The following is a 19,054-nucleotide window of genomic DNA, read 5'->3' on the forward strand; positions in this document are numbered from 1 at the left end:
GCGGCAGAGGTAGGGCTTCATTCGGTTAGCGAAATGGTGAGCTACAGTTGCGGCCAGGGGTCTTGGAAGGCGCCGCCGTGCTGCCAGCGCTGCACTTCTTCGGGGGTGCACAGGCAGCCTTCCAGCTCCTGCCGGATTTGTGCCTCGGGCATGTCCTGCCCAATAAAAACCAGTTCGTTGAGGCGGTCCTGAAACTGCGGGCTCCAGCGTTGCAGAATAACGTCGCGGTTTTCCTGGAACACCGGGTGCTGCTCCGGGTTGGGCACGGCGGCCCACCAGTAGCCGGCACTTTCGGCCCGGAGCGAGCCGCCGGCCTGGCCCCAGTTCAGGGCGTCGTTGGGGCGGGAGGCCAGCCAGAACAGTCCCTTGCTGCGGATGATGCCCGGGTGCCACTGCTCGCTGATATACTGCCAGAAGCGCACCGGGTGGAACGGCCGCGCCTCGCGGAACACAAACGAGCGGATGCCATATTCCTCGGTTTCGGGCGTGTGGTGGGCTTTCTCTAGTTCTTCCTGCCAGCCAATCGTCTGCTCGGCTGCTTCCAGGTTGAACAGGCCCGTGTTGAGAATATCGGCGGGCGCTACCTTGCCAAACGAGGCAGATACAATGCGGGCGGCAGGGTTGAGCTTGTGCAGAATGGCCGTCATCTCACCTAGCTGCTGCGCGCTCACCTGGTCGGCTTTGTTGAGCACGAGTACGTTGGCAAACTCCACCTGCTCGGTCAGCAGATTCACAATGGTGCGCTGGTCGTGCGGGTCGGCGTCGTGCAGGTGGCGGTCGGGTAGGCGGTCCATGCTGCCGAAGTCGCGGGCGAAGTTGAGCGCGTCGACCACCGTCACCAACGTGTCGAGGCGCGCGAAGCGGCTCAGGTCCAGCGTGCCGTCTTCGCTCACAAAGCTGAAGGTCTGGGCCACGGGCAGTGGCTCCGAAATGCCCGTGCTTTCGATGAGCAGGTAGTCGAAGCGGTTTTCGCGGGCCAGCTTTTCCACCTCCAGCATCAGGTCTTCGCGCAGGGTGCAGCAGATGCAGCCATTGCTCATTTCCACCAGCTTTTCCTCGGTGCGCGAGAGGCCACCCTCGCGGGCTACCTGGTTGGCATCCACGTTCACCTCGCTCATGTCATTCACAATCACGGCCACTTTCAGGCCGGCGCGGTTGTGCAGGATGTGGTTGAGCAGCGTGGTTTTGCCGGCTCCCAGAAAGCCGCTGAGCACGGTAACGGGAAGCTTGCGGGGTAGGGAATCGGAAAGGGGCGAGTGCATCATACAACAAAGAGGAAAAAGGTCATGGAACAGCGGCAGCAGCAAACCAGGGCACTCGCGCAACGGTCGGTATGCATCGTCGTGTTGCAGCCGTTCGGTACACAAGGCCACCCGGTTTCGTTCAGCAAACATACAGCCCGCCATCCTTATTTGCAACAATGTTGCAAATAAGGATGGCGGGCTGTATGTCTTCTCTCAGGGAAAACTACTGAAGCCGGCTTTTATTTCTTGAGCAACCGGGCCACCACCGGCGACACTTGCTGGTAGATAGCCGTTTTGGCGCGCTCATCAATGTAGCCGCCCGAGTGAACGTATTGCAGCACGCCCTGTTGGTCGAAAACCAGGGTCAGGGGAAAGCCAGCCGCCGTGGCTAAGAAGGTGTCGGCGTAGCGCTTACCGTTGGCCACGTGCTGAAATTCGAAAGGCTGCTTTACCAGGAAATCATCGACGATGCGCTGCTTCGAGTCCGTTCCGAAGGCCACAAACGCTACTTCCTGGCCTTTATACTGCTCTACTAGGTCATTCAGAGCCGGCAGCTCGGCCAAGCAAGGCTTACAGCCAATAAACCAGAAGTTCATGACCACTACCTTACCATTCAATGCCTGCTTGCTGAGTGGCCGGCCTTGTACATCCTGCGCCGTGAAGTCAGGCATTGCACAGCCTACCAGGCGCTTCAATTCGTCGGACGGCGCAAACCGCAGGGAATCCCGCTCCTTGTCGGTTTTCGCTGTTGCCAAGGCCTTGCGCGAGGGAGCCACTATTTTCTCCTGGTAGTTCTCGAAGCAGATGGTTTGAGAATAGCCCTCTGTGCCAAACAGCAGCAAGGCCAGCACAAGCAGAATACTTAAGTTCATAGAGCCTTTTGTACTAAATTCTTTCATCTATCGCACGTCAAATGTATAGTAAAACTATTAATGCATCAATGTTTCATATTAAAACAGAGGGTAATCCTGCATAATGTACATTATGATGCAGCTTACAAAACACTTTCTTGTTTTTTCGACATATCGTTGCACACGACAGACAGCTTATACAAAGTCCGTTTTTCTTGCAAGTACTATGCAAATGCCTTCGCCGCGTACAACTCTACCCTACCCCATTACCCAATTAAGTCTAAGCCTTGCACATAGCGTAGTTCAGTGGTAGTAAACCTCTGTAATCAATTACTTGCCCTTCTTTTGCTTGGCTTCAACGGGAGCGTCCGCAGAACTACCTGCGCTTAGGAGGCTGCGTGCTCCTGTAGAATAGCTGTGCGCTGCGCTTTGGGTAGGGAAGCCAGCACCAGATCATAGGAATGATCAATCCACTGGTGCAACTGCGAGTAACTAGCTCCGGTGCCAATCAGCACGGTATTCCAATGCTTTTTATTCATGTGGTAGCCGGGCAGCACGTAGTCGTACTGCTCGCGTAGCTCCACGGCGCGGGCTGGGTCGCACTTCAGGTTGACGCTGGCGAAGGTTTCGATGGGCGTGAGGGCAAACACCTTACCCCCTACCTTGAATACAAGCGTTTCGGGGCCGAAGGGCAACTCTTCCGTCACGCCGGCTTTGAGAAGGCAATAGTCGCGGAATTCCTCAATGTTCACGATGAGAAAGGTAGCAGGGCGCACGCTGCATACGCCCGTTGGCCGGGCTGAGTGCGCGCAGGTAGAAAACGGAAAAACCCAACAACAAAAAGGGCGCATACTATGCGCCCCTACTACACTATTAGCGGATAAACCAGCGGTAAAGCAACACGATCAAACCAACCAGAAACATCGCCATGCTCACTTTATTAATGAAGTGCATGGTACGCAGGTTGAAGTTGGTCTTACGGTTTGGGTCGTTCTTACGGAAGAAATAACCGAATACCGGACTGAAGTCAAACAAGCCTTTCGTACGCATAGAAGTTTGGATATTGGGTACGGCAAGATAACACTACCCTGACCGGAATGATTTAGTTTACCCAAACTTTTACGCCTCTTTTTCTCTTCCATGAAAGCTTTTCTACCCGCCTTTGCGCTTCTATGCGCCAGTGCCCCAGCCGTAGCGCAACAAAGCACCACCGCCGAAACGGCCGCCGTGAAGCAAACCATCCAAACGTTCTTTGAGGGCATGCGCAAAGGCGACAGCACCCTGGTGCGCAGCACCATCGCACCGGGGGCCGTGTTTCATACCATCAGCAGCCGTAACGGCGCTACGCAGGTGCAGCCCGAAAACCCAGCGGACTTTCTGAAAGCAGTGGGCACACCCCACCAGCAGGTGTGGGATGAGCGCATCACCTTCGATAAAGTTCTCGTTGATGCCAACCTGGCCAGCGTCTGGACGCCCTATGAGTTCTACCTGGGTAGCACCTTCAGCCACTGCGGCTACAACTCATTTCAACTGGTGAAGCTGGCCGCTGGCTGGAAAATCGCGCACATCATCGACACGCGGCGGAAAGAAAGGTGCAAGTAATGCGCTGAGGACCGTGCTAGCGCACGCCTGTAACGTGCAGGACAAAGGCGTTTCTTACACCCGCTGGAAAGCACACGTGTCTGACGCCACCGCGTGCTGCTGGCAACCTGAGAAGCAAGTTTACTTAACTTCTTCATCAAAACTTCATGTTGTTTGAATGCCTACCCTCAGGTCTGCCCGCCTCGCAGCAACTCAACAGTAATACCATACATATTCCTTATTATCTGATACTTATTTTATAATCAGGTACAGGATAGTAGTACCAATCCGCTTAACTTCTCTCGATACCAGTCTTCTGCTACGGTTCTGCTTGATTTGCCTTTGCTCTTTAAGCGCATAACCCAGAGAAATTCAGCACGTTACAACCGCATACATGTCGGCAGCAGCCAGATGGCTGCTGAACGAAGAGTGTCTTGTGTAACCCCTTCATTTGCGCTATGAATCTTTGGAAGAAATTTACCTTTGCATTGGCAGTTTCGGCGGGTAGCCTGGTTGGTTGCAGCGATGATAGCAACGACCTGGACACGATGATACCGGAAAACGAAAAAGAACCTACCACGGCTCAGATTCAGGGCTTCGTGTTCTACCCCGCGCTGACCTCGGCCACCGAAGCAAACGTGCAGCAGCTGAAAGTGCCGGCTGGCTTTGCAGTCAATAAGTTTGCGGAAGGAGTAGGCAAGCCCCGCATTATTGCCGTGGATGATGCTGGCCACGTGTACGTATCGGACCGGGCCTCGGGCACCGTTACGCTCCTGCAAGACACCAACAACGACGGCAAAGCCGACATCCAGAAGATAGTAGCTACCATCCGGCAGGCGCATGGCCTAGCCATACAGGGCGGTAGGCTCTACGTGATGTCGGTGAATGAGCTGTACTCCACCGATATCAACATGGCCGACGGCACGCTGAGCCGGCCCCAACTGCTACTGAGCGACCTACCCGACGGCGGGCAGCACCCCAACCGCACGCTGGCTTTCGGCCCCGATGGCAAGCTGTATATGTCGGTAGGTAGTACCTGCAACTCCTGCCCCGAGCCGAACCCGGAAAACGCGACCATGCTGGTAGCCAACGCCGACGGCTCGGACCGGCGCATCTTTGCCAAGGGTCTGCGCAACACCATTGGCTTCGGCTGGCACCCGCAAACCAAGGAGTTCTGGGGCATGGACCACGGCATTGATTGGCTGGGCGACGACGAGCAGCAGGAAGAACTCAACAAAATTACCGACGGCGCCGACTACGGTTGGCCCTTTATCTACGGCGCAGGCAACTACAACCCCGGCGACCGGCCATCGGGCACCACCTACGCCGAGTATGCCAAGCGCACCACTAACCCTACCCTCAGCTATCAGGCACACTCCGCTCCTATGGCCATGGTGTTCTACACCGGCACCCAGTTCCCACAGGAGTACCAGAACGATGCTTTCATAGCCATGCGCGGCTCTTGGAACCGTAGCTCGCCGGTGGGCTACAAAGTGGTGCGGGTGCATTTCGAAAACGGCCAGCCCACCCGGTTTGATGATTTCTTATCCGGCTTCCTGGTGAATAGTAGGAACTCCCACTTCGGCCGCCTAGTAGGCCTGGCCGTAAACCGCGACGGCTCGCTACTGGTATCTGACGACACGAACGGAGTTATTTACCGCGTGGCGCGGCAGTAGCCCCGCCTACCCTCCTCCAAAGAAAAGAGCGCCCTGCGGGGTGCTCTTTTCTTTTTATTCCTTGGCCAGCTGCACGATATCGGGCACTTCCAGCACGTGCTTGGGGTAGCCGCGCTGAGCCACATGCAGCATGGCCTGCCCTACCTCCTTCAGCGTCGAGATATACTTCGGAAACAGCCGCCGCAGCACGGGATAGAGCCACCCAATAAATTTGTAGTAGCCTTTCACTCGCTGCTGCCCCGGCGTGGCGCGCATAAAAGCCGGCCGAAACATATAGGCGTCTTTGAAGCCCAGCTGAAGCAGAGCATTTTCAGTTTCACCCTTCACGCGCGCCCACATCTGACGACCAGTAGGGTTGGTGCCCGCGCCGGAGACAAAGCAAAACGTAAGGCCGGGGTTGCGAGGGAGTAGGGTTTGGGCGAAGTGCAGGGTCAGGTCGTAAGTAAGGCGGCGGTACTCCGGCTCCTTCATCCCCACCGACGACACGCCCAGGCAGAAAAAGCAGGCGTTGTAACCCACCAGCTGGTCTTGAATAGGCGTAAGGTCGTGGAAATCCTCATGCAATATCTCCCGCAGCTTGGGGTGCTTCATGCCGCTGGCCCGGCGGCTCACGGATAGCACCTGCTCTACCTCCGGGTGGTGCAGGCACTCAATCAGGACGCCCTCGCCTACCATGCCGGTAGCGCCCGTTAAGATGACGCGTAGTTTCATGAGTGGGTAGACGCGGGAGCGGCGGTTATGTTTTAGGGCGTACCGATTTCACTCTAATCATTTCTGCTGCGATGAATATCTCCGCACCATAGGACGTTGTATTCTGCCACTGTACTAAGCCAGCTTCTTTAGACAACTCGACATTAAAGATGACATTCTGATGGTTAAATCCATCAAGCTCACTAACATGCACTCTTAGAAATTCTAAGTCTACTACACCGCAGTTTACTGACTCATTCCACTTTTCACAGACGTATAGCTGCATTAGAATAGTAGACCATCCTGCTTGCACGTCCCTAGTAAAGCACACGCTTATGATTTCTGCATCATGAAATGATGGCCAATGGCCAAAGTACTCAGTAATCAGATGGACGTTCTCTATTTCCGCAACTACAGACATACTGCTTAGTAGAGGGGCTCTTACACCCCTACCGGCTCCTCCACCAATACCGGCTCAATCCACCGTCCGTCTTCGCGCATGAGTTCAATCAACTCATCCACGGCGCGTTCTTCCGGCACCGATTTCTTGATGACTTCCTGGCCGCGGTAGAGGGCAATTTTGCCTTTTCCTACCCCCACGTAGCCGTAGTCGGCGTCGGCCATTTCGCCGGGGCCGTTTACGATGCAGCCCATGATGCCGATTTTTACGCCCTTGAGGTGGTCGGTGCGCTTGCGAATCATGGCGGTGGTTTCCTGGAGGTCGAACAGGGTACGGCCGCAGCTAGGGCAGCTGATGTACTCCGTCTTGCTCATGCGAGTGCGGGCCGCTTGTAAGATACCGAAGCTCAACTGGTTGAGCTGATCGAGGGTCTGGAGCCACTCGGTTTTCGGGCGTTCGGGCAGCAGTTCGGTGCTGAGCAATACGCCGTCGCCGAGGCCATCGAGAAGCAGACCGCCTACGTCGGTGGCGGCGTAGAGCTGGGTTTGCTCGGCGGTGAGTTGGGGGAACTGGCGCTGGATGATGACCGGGTTGTTGACCTCCTTATTCAGCAACTCAAAGAACGCCCGCCGGATTTCTGGCATGGCGTGGGCGTTGTCGGTGCGCAGGATGAGCACGGCCGTATGGTCCTGGCGCAACTGGTTCAGCAGGTCGGGCGTGAGGGTCGCCAACTCGCAGCGCACGAAGTTTAGCGCCTGATGTCTCACCGTGGCCGCGGCATACTCCTGAGGCGTGAGCAGCGGGTAGTGCTCGTGCCGACGGCCGGCATCCAACCAAGCCGCATAGTCCACGATTTCCTTCAGGCCATTGGGCAGCATAAACGGCACCGGACGCTGGCCCGAGTAGAGGTAGTCGGCCCCCAGGTCGCTCATCTGGAACTTGTCGAGGAAAGCCGAATACAAGTGCCCAGCGGCGCGTAAATCAGCGTACTCTACCGAGGGTAGGCGCGAGAAATCCACCACTACGCGGGGCACGTTTTGGCTACCCAGATTCCCTACCTCACGCGTTTGGCGGCGGTGGTATTGAAATGGGTCGATGGGGATAGTATAGCTGTTGGCTGATGGCTGTTGGCTGTTAGCTTCGTCTGACGAGAAGCTATCAGCTAACGGCTCTGAGCTAACAGCTACAATAGGATTGGCTTCTTCGGCGCGGTGCGTGTAGCGGTCAATCAGAGCTTTGGCTACAGGTGCTTCGGCTTCGGGGGCCTCGGTGAGCGACACGCGCACGGTGTCGCCGAGGCCGTCTTCTAGTAGTGTCCCGATGCCCACGGCGCTTTTGATGCGGCCGTCTTCGGCTTCGCCGGCCTCGGTCACGCCCAGGTGTAGGGGGTAGGGCTGTAGGCCTTCCTCGTCGAGCTTCTGCACCAGCAGGCGGTAAGCCTGCACCATCACCTGCGTGTTGCTAGCCTTCATCGACAGCACCACGTCGTAGTAGTTCTCCTCCTCGCAGAGCCGCAAAAACTCCAACGCCGACTCTACCATGCCCAGCGGCGTATCGCCATAACGACTTAATATTCTGTCGGATAACGAGCCGTGGTTGGTACCAATGCGCATGGCCGTGCCGTATTGCTTGCAGATTTGCACCAACGGCCGGAACCGCTCCCGAATGCGCTCTACCTCAGCGGCGTAGCTGGCATCGGTATACTCAATGAGGTCGAATTTCTTTTTGTCGGCGTAGTTGCCGGGGTTCACGCGCACTTTCTCCACGATGCGGGCCGCCAACTCGGCGGCGTTGGGCGTGAAGTGAATGTCGGCAATGAGGGGCACGTTGCAGCCGCGTTTGCGCAGCTCCTTCTTGATTTCCAGCAGGTTTTGGGCCTCCTTCACGCTAGGTGCCGTGATGCGTACGTACTCGCAACCGGCCTCTACCATGCGTAGGGTTTGCTCCACCGAGCCCAGCGTATCCATGGTATCCACGGTGGTCATGCTCTGCACCCGAATGGGGTTCAGGCCGCCCATTGGCAGGTCGCCAATTTTGACTTCGCGGCTGAGGCGGCGCTTATATTCGGTGAGGCTGGGGCAATACGTCTTATTCATAATAGGAAAACCGGCGCGAAAGGGCGAAAGTTGCGAGTAGGACAAAGGTACAAGTTATAGGCTCTGGTCCGATGCCGAAGGTAGCCGACTGGTACGCCTAAGTGTAACCCTGACAGGGCTCAGAGCCCTGTCAGGGTTGCCGGCAAACAGCAGCAACGATATTGGTCAGGCACCTTTGGTCTTGAAACGACCGAAAGGACGGAACAAAAGCCGCGCCTTTTCATTTAGCATCTCATGAAACTCCCGCAACTTCTCCTCGGCAGCCTGCTGCTCGCCCCTACCCTTGCCACGGCTCAAACAGTGCAGCCTGTCAAATACACTGATCTGGCAAAGCGCCTCGACCAGCCCAGCGACACCACTTACGTGGTCAACTTCTGGGCTACTTGGTGCGCCCCCTGCATCAAGGAGCTGCCCAACTTCGAGCAGCTGAACGCCGAGTATGCCAGCAAAAAAGTGAAGGTGCTGTTGGTGAGTATGGATACGCCTACCCTACTCGATAAGAAGATAGTACCCTTCGTGCAGAAGCGTGGACTGAAATCGGAGGTGCTGCTGATGAACGAGCCGGACCCCAACGCGTGGCTGACTAAGCTGGATAAGAAGTGGTCGGGCGCTATTCCGTACACGCTGATTGTCAACACTAAAAAAAATCAGCGCATCACCTTTGAGAAGGAATTGACTCAGGCTGAGCTGATCGCGGCTGTGCAGAAAGCGCTGTAGGCAGCTTATAAACTCTGTCATCCTGAGCAGCGCGAAGGACCTTCTGCCCGCAGAACGAGTCGTTGTTACGATAGTCGTTTACGCGGCAGAAGGTCCTTCGCGCTGCTCAGGATGACAGACGATTTCTACGTCCTCTACTCTCCTATCTCCTCAAACACCTGCCCCAGTGTGCTGATGCGAATGCCGGGCGTCGTGTCCTGGGCGGCGGCGCGCATGGCTTGCGCTACCGTGCGGCCGTGGTAGGGCCGATACTGATGCAACCCCGGCAATTTGCTGAACAGCAGCGATAGTACTACCCCTACCTTCTCGCCCAGGCGCGCCTCGTCGCGCGGACCGGCCAGGATACCCGGCTGCAAAATCCGGATGCGCTGAAACGGCAGCTTCTCCACATCACGCTCCAGCTCGCCCTTCATGCGGGAGTAAAACACAAAGGCATCGGGGTCGGCGCCGGCGGAAGAAATGAGCACGTAAGCGGGCACGCCATTGCGGGCCGCGGCGGCAGCGGCTTCGTATTGATACGTGTAATCCACTTTATACTGGGCCTCCTGGCTGCCGGCCTGCTTGAGGGTAGTACCCAGAGACGAGAACAGCACGTCGCCGCGCAGCAGGTCGTGCCACTCGGCGGGCCGGTCGAAATCGATCAGGTGCTCCTCCAGCTTATCAGGATTAGAGTAGCCGGTAGGGCGGCGCGTGAAGACGTGAATCTTGTCGTACTGGTCGTCGGAGAGCAGCTGGCGCAGCAGGTAGTCGCCCACTAAGCCGGTGGCGCCGATTACTAAGGCAGTTTTCATGAGGTACTTTGCGTGACGTAAGGATTGCCTTAGCGTACGCTGATAGCTGCCGAACTGTTCTTACGGCCCAACCAAGCGCACGAAAAAAGGCTTCCGCGTGCGCAGAAGCCTTTTTTCAATTCAGCAGAGCCGTTGCAACGCGCTTAGCGCATGTCAGCGGCTTCGCCCTTGCCTTTGATGGTGCCTTTTTTGGCGTTGGCTTTCACCTTACCATCCTCGGTTTTCATCTTGGCCTTTTTGTCGTTGGCCTTCACTTTGGCGTCGGCGTCTTTGTCCTTGGCCTTCAGTTTATCTTCTTTGACCTTCACTTTATCGCCTTGCATTGTGCCTTGCATGGGGGCGGTTTGGGCCACGGCGGCACCGAGCGACAGGGAAAACAGACTAGCGGCAAACAGCAGCTTTTTCATGGGGAGAGAGGATTAGATTAAATACGACAGCAACATAAAGGGCGCTTCCTGAAGAACAGATGAGCTTAGCGCATCTGCTGCGGCATGGTCTTCATCATATCACCCTTCACGCGGGCTTTGTCTTTTTTGCGGTTGATTTTTGCCTTGCCATCGTCGGTTTTGATCTTGGCGTGCTTCTTATTCATTTTCACCTTAGTGGTATCGCTCTGCATGGGGGCAGTTTGCGCCAACGCCAGTTCCCCGGCACCCAGCAGCAACGAACATACAGCAGCAAGAAACAGTGACTTTTTCATGTCAATCGGCTTTACAGATGAAACGGCCCAAGAAACCTTTGGCCGGTAAACGAGGCTTGTACGGCGGCAGCTAGCCCGATGTTGTTACCTTGGGGTTTCGTTTAGCGCCTCTCCCGCATGACTGCCATCCGCTTTTCGGCCTCGCGCCGCCAGTTTCTACGCACCGCCGGCCTGGGCCTGGCGGGCATCCCCCTACTCTCCTGTGCTGCCTCGCTGCCCGGCGGCAGCAATGATGAGCAGCTGCTGTACGTGGGCACCAACGCCGGGGCCGATGCCGAGAGTATTTTCCTGTATCGCCTCAATGGCACCACTGGCGCCCTCACGCGCGTGCGCGGCTACCGGGCCGGCGCCAACCCTACCTACCTCACGCTGGACAAAAAACGCCGCTACCTCTACGCCGTGAACGAAACCACGGAGTATGAAGGCCAGCCCAGTGGCGGCGTCAGCGCCTTTGCCCTACCCCGACACCCCACCGAGGGCGACCTGACGCTGCTCAGCCGGCAGGCCTCACGGGGCGGGGCTCCTTGTTATATCAGCCTCGATGCGCCCGAGAAGCTGGTGCTGGTGGCCAACTACGTGGGCGGCAATGTGGCCGCCTTGCCCGTGCAGCCCAACGGCGGCATCGGCCCGGCTACCCTCTTCGATCAGCACCAGGGCAAAGGGCCGCACGCCAACCAGACCACGCCCCACGCCCACTGCTTCCTACCCGACCCGGCTGGCCGCTTTGCTTTTTCCGTTGATTTGGGCACCGATACCGTGTATGGCTACCCGCTGGCCGATGCCCGCCTGGGCCAACTACGGCCCACGGTGGCGTTTCGCACAAAACCAGGCGCCGGCCCGCGCCACCTGATCTTCACGCCCGACGGCCGCCGCGCCTACCTCATCAGCGAGCTAAACTCCACCATGACAGCCCTAACGTACGACGCGACCCAAGGTACGTTCCAGGAAATCGAGGTAGTATCCACGCTGCCAGCGGACTTCAGCGGCGAGAGCTACTGCGCTGACGTACACCTCTCGCCCGACGGCCGGTTTCTGTACGGCTCCAACCGCGGCCACAACAGCATCGTGGTGTTTGCCGTGGACCAGGGTAGCGGCCGCCTCAGGCCGGTGCAGCACGAGTCGGTGCTCGGCAACTGGCCTCGCAACTTCACCCTCACCCCCGATGGCCGGATGCTGCTGGTAGCCAACCAGCGCAGCAACAACATCGTCTCCTTCCGCATTGATAAATCGACGGGCCGTCTCACGCCCACCGGGCAATCCGCAGAAGTGCCTACCCCTATGTGCTTGGTGATGCGGTAGGTATATATGATGGATAGAGGAAAAAAGGTGTCATCCTGAGCGCAGCGAAGGACCTTCTCACGCTAGAACGACAGTCATAACAACGACTCGTCAAACGTGAGAAGGTCCTTCGCAAGCTCAGGATGACACCTTTTCTCTGTATCCCTTATACTACTTCCCAGCCATCACGCTGATAGCGTAACCACCGCCGGGGGCGCAGTACTGCTTCAGCTTGGTTTTGCTGGTGACGGTCATTTTGCGAATCTGGTAGGCCTGCGGGTTCTTCTCGTAATGCGCGTCCTTGGCGTCGGCGTAAATGGTGGCCGTGTATTTTTTACCAGGGTCGAGAAAGGCGAAATTGATGCTGGACGTGCGGCCGTTTTCATCGCACGAACTGCCGACAAACCAGTTATTGGTGCCTTTGGCTTTGCGAGCAATGGTTACGTAGTCGCCAGGCTCGGCTTCCAGCACTTTCGTGTCGTCCCAATCCACGGCCACGTCTTCGATAAACTGGAAGGCGTCGAGAAACTTGTTGTAGGTTTCGGGTAGGTCGGCGGCCATTTGCAACGGGCTGTACATGGTTACATACAAAGCCAGTTGCCGAGCCAGGGTGCTGTGCACGAAGGAGTTGTTCTGCGGGTTGTAGGCACTCACCTTGGTCTGAAAGATACCCGGCGTGTAGTCCATGGGGCCGCCGATGAGACGGGTGAAAGGCAGAATAGTGGTGTGGTCGGCGTTGTTGCCGCCGAAAGCCTCGTACTCGGTGCCGCGGGCGGCTTCGTTGCCAATGAGGTTGGGGTAGGTGCGAGACAGGCCCGTGGGGCGCACGGCCTCGTGGCCGTTTACCATAATGTGGTGCTCGGCGGCTTTTTCCAGCACGTAGTTATAGTGATTCACCGTCCACTGCCCGTAGTGATACTCGCCGCGGGGCAGGATGTCGCCTACGTAGCCGGTTTTCACGGCGTCGTAGCCGTACTTATTCATGAACTGAAAAGCCGAGTCGAGGTGGCGCTCGTAGTTGCGCACCGAGCCGCTGGTTTCGTGGTGCATGATGATCTTGATGCCCTTGCCTTTGGCGTAACGGTGCAGTTCCTCCACATCAAAGTCGGGGTAGGGCGTCACGAAGTCGAACACGTAATCCTTGCTCTTGCCAAACCAGTCTTCCCAGCCCGTGTTCCAACCTTCTACCAACACGGCGTCGAGGTGGTGCTGGGCAGCAAAGTCGATGTACTCCTTCACGTGGGCCGTGTTGGCGGCGTGGGTACCGTTGGGCTTCACCTTGCTATAGTCGATAGAATCGAGCTTGATGTTGTCCATGTTGGTGTAGGCCCAGGTGCTCTTGCCCGTAATCATCTCCCACCACACGCCCACGTACTTGGTAGGCTTGATCCAGGACGTGTCCTTGAACCGGGTAGGCTCGTTAAGGTTCAGCACCAGCTTGGATTCCAGAATATCGGCCGCCTTATCGCTCACTAGCACCGTGCGCCAGGGCGAGAGGCAGGGGGTTTGCAGGTAGCCCTTGTTGCCCTGCGCGTCGGGCGTGAGGTGCGAAGTCAGCACCATGTTCTTGTCGTCCAGCTCTAGCGACATGCACGAATAATCGACCAGCGCCGCCTCGTGAATGTTGATGTACAAACCGTCCTGGCTCTTGAGCATGAGCGGCGTTTGCACGCCGGTAGGCGAAAACGGCGTTTGGGAGGCGTTGGGCGTGGTGGCTGCCTTCATCAGCCCGCGCACCTCCGAGAGTTTGGAGGTAACGGTGCTGTACTCCTGCGTGTCGTAGTCGCCGGGCAACCAGAAGGCCTTGTGGTCGCCGGCTAGGGCAAACTGCGTCTTTTCCTCCTTCACCACAAAATACCCCAGGTTGGGCTGGCGCGGAAACTCGTAGCGGAATCCCAACCCATCATCAAACACCCGGAAGCGCACCAGCACGGTGCGCTGGGTAGCGGCCTGCGTGAGCGTCACGGCCAGCTCGTTGTAGTGGTTGCGAATGGTTTTCACCTCGCCCCACACCGGCTGCCAGCTTTGGTTGATGGCGGCGGTTTTGGTACTGGCCACGGCAAAGCCATCGGTTAGGGACGGTACATCTTTCAGCTCCAGCCCTAATGTACTGGTTTTGATGACGTCACGTCCTTTGTAGCTGAGGTGGTAGGTAGGTACGCCCCCGTTTTGCAGGGAGAAATCGAGGGTAAGTTGACCGTTGGGCGATTTTATGGTTTCGGCTAGAGCAGCGGGCCCCAGCAGAAATAGTGTAAGCCAGACAATGGCTTGCCCTACCCGGCGAGCAAGAGGCAGGGTGTAATAGGAATGTGGCATTGGGAATTAATTGGATTTAGCCCAGCAAGTTACCACTCAATCTATTGTTAACACAATTTTTCCGATATGCTCGCTGGACTCCATTAGCTCGTGTGCCTGTTGAGCTTCGGCCAAGGCAAAGGTGCGGTAGATAACCGGCCGAAATTGCCCTGCCGCTAGTAGCGGCCACACGTGGCGCTCTACAGCGGCGGCCAAGCTGGCTTTAAACTCAGTGGAGCGAGGCCGCAACGTACTTCCTGTAATAGTGAGACGACGCTGCATCACCTCCAGCGCGTTGAACTCGCCCCGTGCGCCCTGCATGGCATTAATGAACACCAGCCGACCATCGGGCCGAAGCAAGCGCAGGTTTTTGGGTGTGTAGTCGCCACCAATCATATCCAGTACCACATCTACCCCACCAGCGGCGTGCAGCACTTGCTCAAAGTCTTCTTCTTTATAGTTGATGGCCCACTCGGCACCCAGTGCCCGCACGGCGTCGCACTTGGCTTCTGTACCGGCCGTAGCCGCCACCCGGCTACCCAAGGCGTGCGCCAGCTGCACGGCCGTGATGCCAATGCCGCTGCTACCGCCATGCACCAGCAGGGTTTCGCCGGGTTGCAGCGCACCGCGTTCAAACACGTTGTGCCACACCGTAAACACAGTTTCGGGTAGGGAAGCCGCTTCGGCGAAGCTCCAGCCATCGGGCAGGGGTAGGCAGTGGCCGGCATCCACGGCGGCGTACTCGGCATAGCCACCGGCCGGCAGCAGGGCACATACGGCGTCGCCGGGCTGCCAGCGGATTACGTCGGCGCCGCACTCCGTTATAGTGCCCGCTATTTCCAGGCCTGGCACCATGCCCGCCACGTCGCCGGCGCCGGCGTATTTGCCCTGGCGCATCAGCACATCGGGGCGGTTGACGCCGGCGGCCTGTACTCGCACCAGCACTTGCTGAGCAGCGGGGGTAGGCGTGGGCACCTCCTGAAGTTGTAGTTTTTCGGGACCGCCAGCGGCGGTAATTAGAATGGCTTGCATAGAACGGGAGGGTAGGAAAGACAAATCGTTTCACCCTTGTACCGCAGCCACGAAAGCAACGTTGGTATAAAGCAAAAAAACGGCCCATCAGGCCGTTTTTCACTGTTCGTATCCTTTGCTAAAACTCCTACGCCTCGCCCAGGCGCTGGCGCAGCTCCTGCACTTGGTGTTCCAGCTCTAGCGTGCGGAAGGTAATTTTAGCCTCCAGATCGGAGTAGGAACGCTCTACCTGCTCCTGCAATTGTTTTTGCTCGGTCACATCCGTATTGGTACCAAACCAGCGCAGCACCTTGCCGTTCTCATCGCGCAGCGGCACGGCCCGCGATAAAAACCAACGGTACTCGCCCTCCTTGCTCCGAATAGGGAAGGTATCCTGCCAGGAATCTTCTGATTCAAAGGCACGGCTCAAGCGCTCCGTAATGCCGTCTACATAGTTGGCATGCATAACGGTCTGCCAGCCCCAGCCCTGCATCTGCTCCAGGGTAGTGCCCGTGTACTCGTACCACCGCTCGTTGTACCAAAAGATATGACCATTGGGCTCTGCCATCCAGGCCATTTGTGGAATAGCATTGGCCAGCGTCGTAAGTTCCTGCTCGCGCTGGCGCAGTTGCTCCTCCTTCTCTTTCTGTCCTTGAATATCCGTGCAGGTACCAAACCAACGCACGATGGTGCCTTCGGCGTTGCGCTGGGGCAGGGCCTGCCCCAGGAACCAACGGTAGCCGCCTTGCTTCGACAAAAACCGGTACTCAATCTCGTAGAACTCGCCCGTGCGCAGCGAGTGGCTCCACCGGTCACGGGCACGCTGCCGGTCGTCGGGGTGCAGCAGGTTGTTCCACATTTCGGTGCCCTTGCTGGCTTCTACATCGTAGCCCGTGAAATCAATCCAGTGCTGATTGAAGTAGGTGTGATACCCTTCCGGATCGGTAATCCAGACCAACTGCGGAATTACCTCAGCCAGAAAGAGAAACTGAGCGTTTTCCTGATCAGCCGAGTGCGAAATGGCGGCGTGGGCAGCATCATCCATACGAAGACAGGTGTAGAGGTTAATAAAGCGGTTACGGGCGCGTGAGTTGTAATTCCATTCCTGACAGGAAATACAGGTTCAAACGGCTTTCCCGCCCATCGGGCGAGCGGCGCATGCGCGTAATCAGGGCGCGAGTATCTTCTTGGGGCAGCGTTAGTTGCAGGTAGGGGCGCTGCAACAACTCGTCGCGCTGCACGGCCCACGAGCCGGTTTTCTCCTGCTGCGGCGCTTCCACCTTCAGCATGCCCGGCGACAGCAGAAAGCGCGTGGCCAGGGCCAGTGCGCTATCGGGTGCCGTGCGGTTCAGCACCCGGTCTGCTACCCGCCACTCGCCGGCCAGGTATTCATCAGGCAGTTGCTGTAAATTGATATCCAGAAGAAAAGCGGGCATAAATGGAAAAACGCACTACGTAAGAATCTACAAAAATAGCATCTTCCCAGCAGCTTTGCTACGTACAAAGACAACTTCTTCCGTCCTATTTTATATTTCGCATGAATACCTCTGCTCTGTTGCCCCGCCTCCTGCAAGCTGCCAAATCTACCGGTATGACAGCCTGGCAAACAGGCCAGCTTTTCCGTCGGGCCGTAGCTACGGCGCTTACGGCAGTACACGATGTACTACAGGCAGAAGTTCAGAAAGGCAATATGCAGCTGGTCAGCGACTTTTTTACCAGCAAGGCGCTTCCGGCCGCGCGGGCGCTGCTACTGGAGCGCATGGCGGCGCGGGTGCTAGTACGCCTAGGGCTACGCGGGGTGCTGGCGTCCAACGTTGTAGGCTGGGTGATACCCCTGGTGCTGGAGCAGCTGATACAGGCCGGCCACAAAACCGGCTTCTTCCATAAAGTACAAAATAACACCACCGTCCTCGACGCGCTCAGCCGCCTCGATGAACTGAAACAGGCCGCCTGGAAGCGCCTGGTGCCCGACGCCGGCAGCGGTGCCGAAGTGCTACCCGATGATGCGCCAGCTCCCCTCCTACTGTCGGAGTCTACTTCTAATTCTCCTACTGCGTAGCCTCTCTTATTTGTTCTACTCTTTACGTATGCCACGGACTATGCGACTTAGCCTTTCTCCTTATCGTGCTATCCATCATCTATATTATCTAAACCAGATAAAGAAATAGGACTTTTTTTCTTTAATGAGTGCGTTTGGCTTGTGTTTTGAGTGAATTTCCGCAGGCATGTTGTACTTGCCCGTTATCAATAGCGGTAATTACCCTTGTCTGACAGACTCTCACACCATCCCTTTTATCTGTTTCCGGGTATGCCTCGTACGCTACTTTCCGCTCTTTTACTTAGTGCGCTTTTCTTTGCTTGCCCAATGGCACAGGCGCAGCAGCAACCTGTTGATGCATTTTCTACTGCTCCCACCGCCGATGGCTTGCAGCAACTAGACCGCACGTATGGATTTCGGGATGTAACATTTGAAACGCCTATCTCTGCCTTCCGCAACCTGGTGCTGGTGGATGCCACCGGGCACACCAAAATATACCGTCGCACAACCGACTCGTATCAAATCGGACAGGCGCAGGCCGCCAGCATTCTCTACTACTTTTATAAAGGCAAGCTCATTACGGTACGCCTCACAACCCAAGGCGACGCCAACAGCCGGGGTATGCTGGAGGCTTTTTCTGATTTATATGGCCCCGGCTATCAAGCCAACGACCACGTAGAGAAACACGTCTGGCAGGGCGAAAAAGCGTACCTGGGCTATGAACAGAACACGCTGACCAACAACGCCACCGTCTATATATGGAGCAATGCCCTAGTGGAACAACGGCGCAGAGAAGAATTGAAGGCTGCTCCTAAAGCTACCCCGCCCCAGCAAGTACAAAAAACGTCACGTCGATAGCCCAGTTTTCCGCTAGTTTCACTCCTACTATTTGCTTCACTCCTACCCTCTATGCATCGTAACGAATGGAAACCGGAGCACACCAGTTTGTCAAAAAATCACTGGCAATTATTATTTATTGGCTTCATTCTGCTCTTGTTTAGTCTGATAGCCTTGCTCTGCACTCCCTAACTGTCTCTCTGGTACTTACCCAACGGCCTTTCCTACTTCTGAGCAGGAAAGGCCGTTTTTTATTTATGCAGTGAAAGGACGTAGAAAAGACTGCCTATTTCCTGATCTAGCCCTATTCTCAACTTTGCTGGTCTTTCCAATTTGCCGTTATATTCATACTTGATATGATTCTCTAACGGATTGCTTTCTTGCAATCGTTTAGCACTTATGCTTATGAAATAAGGCTGAATTAGCCGTAATACCTCATCTTATTCTCTTTTAGTCTCTATGTTACGCATTCTCTCTATCTTACTTCTGAGCTTTGTGCTGCTCACTATTACCTGCTCTAAAGACGACCCTAAGCCCGCGCCCCTAGAAGATACAACATGCCTATTCTCGCTATTACAATACCGATGGCACCCTTGCCAATGAAGCACCCATTTATCTGGGGAAACGCTGACGCTAATGAATGATACTCTCACTCTATCAAAAAGTCTTTTCGGTCTGCTACGTACCTATCATACTTTCATCGAAGTCACATCCGACACGGCCCCTTATACTCGCCACGACCAGAGACTTACTATATAATGTGCCCTACCATTGAGGTGGTCTAGTGAAAACAGACAGTGGCAAGTCTTACCTTCCAGTGCCTATGTCGACCAAAGTGCTTTCCAGCGG

General features: G+C 56.3%; 20 protein-coding genes. 6 read left to right on the top strand and 14 right to left on the bottom strand.

Annotation, left to right across the window (positions count from 1 at the left end):
• Positions 1-41: 41 nt before the first annotated feature.
• The 4 genes from J4D97_RS04100 to J4D97_RS04115 all read right to left on the bottom strand — a co-directional run bounded on the left by J4D97_RS04100 (position 42) and on the right by J4D97_RS04115 (position 3,145).
• A complete protein-coding gene (locus tag J4D97_RS04100) occupies positions 42-1,265 on the bottom strand; it encodes a GTP-binding protein (protein WP_243900112.1) in 1,224 nt (407 codons plus the stop codon).
• A 218-nt stretch (positions 1,266-1,483) separates the two neighbouring features.
• Positions 1,484-2,116, bottom strand: coding sequence for a TlpA family protein disulfide reductase (locus tag J4D97_RS04105; protein ID WP_208306456.1), 633 nt, complete (start codon positions 2,114-2,116; stop codon positions 1,484-1,486).
• Positions 2,117-2,481: 365 nt separating this feature from the next.
• On the bottom strand, positions 2,482-2,847 hold the full coding sequence (locus J4D97_RS04110; RefSeq protein ID WP_185283766.1) for an MmcQ/YjbR family DNA-binding protein: 366 nt from the start codon (positions 2,845-2,847) through the stop codon (positions 2,482-2,484).
• A gap of 121 nt (positions 2,848-2,968) precedes the next feature.
• Positions 2,969-3,145: a DUF6728 family protein gene (locus J4D97_RS04115; RefSeq protein ID WP_185283767.1), complete on the bottom strand. Its 177-nt coding sequence runs from the start codon at positions 3,143-3,145 to the stop codon at positions 2,969-2,971.
• Positions 3,146-3,235: 90 nt separating this feature from the next.
• Between J4D97_RS04115 and J4D97_RS04120 the strand changes: the two genes are divergently transcribed.
• On the top strand, positions 3,236-3,697 hold the full coding sequence (locus tag J4D97_RS04120; protein WP_208306457.1) for a nuclear transport factor 2 family protein: 462 nt from the start codon (positions 3,236-3,238) through the stop codon (positions 3,695-3,697).
• A 437-nt stretch (positions 3,698-4,134) separates the two neighbouring features.
• On the top strand, positions 4,135-5,352 hold the full coding sequence (locus J4D97_RS04125) for a PQQ-dependent sugar dehydrogenase (protein ID WP_208306458.1): 1,218 nt from the start codon (positions 4,135-4,137) through the stop codon (positions 5,350-5,352).
• 54 nt (positions 5,353-5,406) lie between these two features.
• Here the strand turns inward: J4D97_RS04125 and J4D97_RS04130 are convergent, their stop codons facing one another.
• The 3 genes from J4D97_RS04130 to ispG are packed head-to-tail and all read right to left on the bottom strand — an operon-like array spanning position 5,407 to position 8,538.
• On the bottom strand, positions 5,407-6,063 hold the full coding sequence (locus tag J4D97_RS04130) for an epimerase (protein WP_208306459.1): 657 nt from the start codon (positions 6,061-6,063) through the stop codon (positions 5,407-5,409).
• A gap of 25 nt (positions 6,064-6,088) precedes the next feature.
• On the bottom strand, positions 6,089-6,463 hold the full coding sequence (locus J4D97_RS04135; protein ID WP_185283771.1) for an Imm50 family immunity protein: 375 nt from the start codon (positions 6,461-6,463) through the stop codon (positions 6,089-6,091).
• Positions 6,464-6,483: 20 nt separating this feature from the next.
• Positions 6,484-8,538, bottom strand: coding sequence for a (E)-4-hydroxy-3-methylbut-2-enyl-diphosphate synthase (ispG, locus tag J4D97_RS04140; protein ID WP_208306460.1), 2,055 nt, complete (start codon positions 8,536-8,538; stop codon positions 6,484-6,486).
• A gap of 234 nt (positions 8,539-8,772) precedes the next feature.
• Between ispG and J4D97_RS04145 the strand changes: the two genes are divergently transcribed.
• Positions 8,773-9,255 carry a TlpA family protein disulfide reductase gene (locus J4D97_RS04145; RefSeq protein ID WP_208306461.1) on the top strand — a complete coding sequence of 161 codons (483 nt, stop codon included), beginning with the start codon at positions 8,773-8,775 and terminating at the stop codon, positions 9,253-9,255.
• A gap of 134 nt (positions 9,256-9,389) precedes the next feature.
• Here J4D97_RS04145 and J4D97_RS04150 read toward each other — a convergent pair whose 3' ends face one another.
• The 3 genes from J4D97_RS04150 to J4D97_RS04160 all read right to left on the bottom strand — a co-directional run bounded on the left by J4D97_RS04150 (position 9,390) and on the right by J4D97_RS04160 (position 10,746).
• Positions 9,390-10,046, bottom strand: a complete 657-nt coding sequence (locus tag J4D97_RS04150) for an NAD-dependent epimerase/dehydratase family protein (protein ID WP_208306462.1) — start codon at positions 10,044-10,046, stop codon at positions 9,390-9,392.
• A 143-nt stretch (positions 10,047-10,189) separates the two neighbouring features.
• Positions 10,190-10,453 (bottom strand): hypothetical protein, encoded by a 264-nt coding sequence (locus J4D97_RS04155; RefSeq protein ID WP_208306463.1) that lies wholly within the window; start codon positions 10,451-10,453, stop codon positions 10,190-10,192.
• Positions 10,454-10,518: 65 nt separating this feature from the next.
• Positions 10,519-10,746, bottom strand: a complete 228-nt coding sequence (locus tag J4D97_RS04160) for a hypothetical protein (protein WP_185283775.1) — start codon at positions 10,744-10,746, stop codon at positions 10,519-10,521.
• A gap of 117 nt (positions 10,747-10,863) precedes the next feature.
• On the opposite strand from J4D97_RS04160, the gene J4D97_RS04165 reads away from it, so the two are divergent.
• Positions 10,864-12,045 carry a lactonase family protein gene (locus tag J4D97_RS04165; protein ID WP_208306464.1) on the top strand — a complete coding sequence of 394 codons (1,182 nt, stop codon included), beginning with the start codon at positions 10,864-10,866 and terminating at the stop codon, positions 12,043-12,045.
• 150 nt (positions 12,046-12,195) lie between these two features.
• Here J4D97_RS04165 and J4D97_RS04170 read toward each other — a convergent pair whose 3' ends face one another.
• The 4 genes from J4D97_RS04170 to J4D97_RS04185 all read right to left on the bottom strand — a co-directional run bounded on the left by J4D97_RS04170 (position 12,196) and on the right by J4D97_RS04185 (position 16,766).
• Positions 12,196-14,340, bottom strand: coding sequence for a glycoside hydrolase family 97 protein (locus J4D97_RS04170; RefSeq protein WP_208306465.1), 2,145 nt, complete (start codon positions 14,338-14,340; stop codon positions 12,196-12,198).
• A gap of 36 nt (positions 14,341-14,376) precedes the next feature.
• Positions 14,377-15,351 carry an NAD(P)H-quinone oxidoreductase gene (locus J4D97_RS04175; RefSeq protein WP_208306466.1) on the bottom strand — a complete coding sequence of 325 codons (975 nt, stop codon included), beginning with the start codon at positions 15,349-15,351 and terminating at the stop codon, positions 14,377-14,379.
• 127 nt (positions 15,352-15,478) lie between these two features.
• Positions 15,479-16,375: a PAS domain-containing protein gene (locus J4D97_RS04180; RefSeq protein ID WP_185283779.1), complete on the bottom strand. Its 897-nt coding sequence runs from the start codon at positions 16,373-16,375 to the stop codon at positions 15,479-15,481.
• Positions 16,376-16,406: 31 nt separating this feature from the next.
• Positions 16,407-16,766, bottom strand: coding sequence for a hypothetical protein (locus J4D97_RS04185; RefSeq protein ID WP_185283780.1), 360 nt, complete (start codon positions 16,764-16,766; stop codon positions 16,407-16,409).
• A 101-nt stretch (positions 16,767-16,867) separates the two neighbouring features.
• On the opposite strand from J4D97_RS04185, the gene J4D97_RS04190 reads away from it, so the two are divergent.
• Together J4D97_RS04190 and J4D97_RS04195 are read left to right on the top strand one after the other, a co-directional pair.
• The gene (locus J4D97_RS04190; RefSeq protein ID WP_208306467.1) at positions 16,868-17,389 is read left to right on the top strand and encodes a hypothetical protein; all 522 of its coding nucleotides are present in this window, start codon (positions 16,868-16,870) and stop codon (positions 17,387-17,389) included.
• 306 nt (positions 17,390-17,695) lie between these two features.
• Positions 17,696-18,226, top strand: coding sequence for a hypothetical protein (locus tag J4D97_RS04195; RefSeq protein ID WP_208306468.1), 531 nt, complete (start codon positions 17,696-17,698; stop codon positions 18,224-18,226).
• The last annotated feature ends 828 nt before the right edge of the window (positions 18,227-19,054 follow it).

Source organism: Hymenobacter defluvii, assembly GCF_017589435.1.
Lineage (GTDB): Bacteria > Bacteroidota > Bacteroidia > Cytophagales > Hymenobacteraceae > Hymenobacter > Hymenobacter profundi.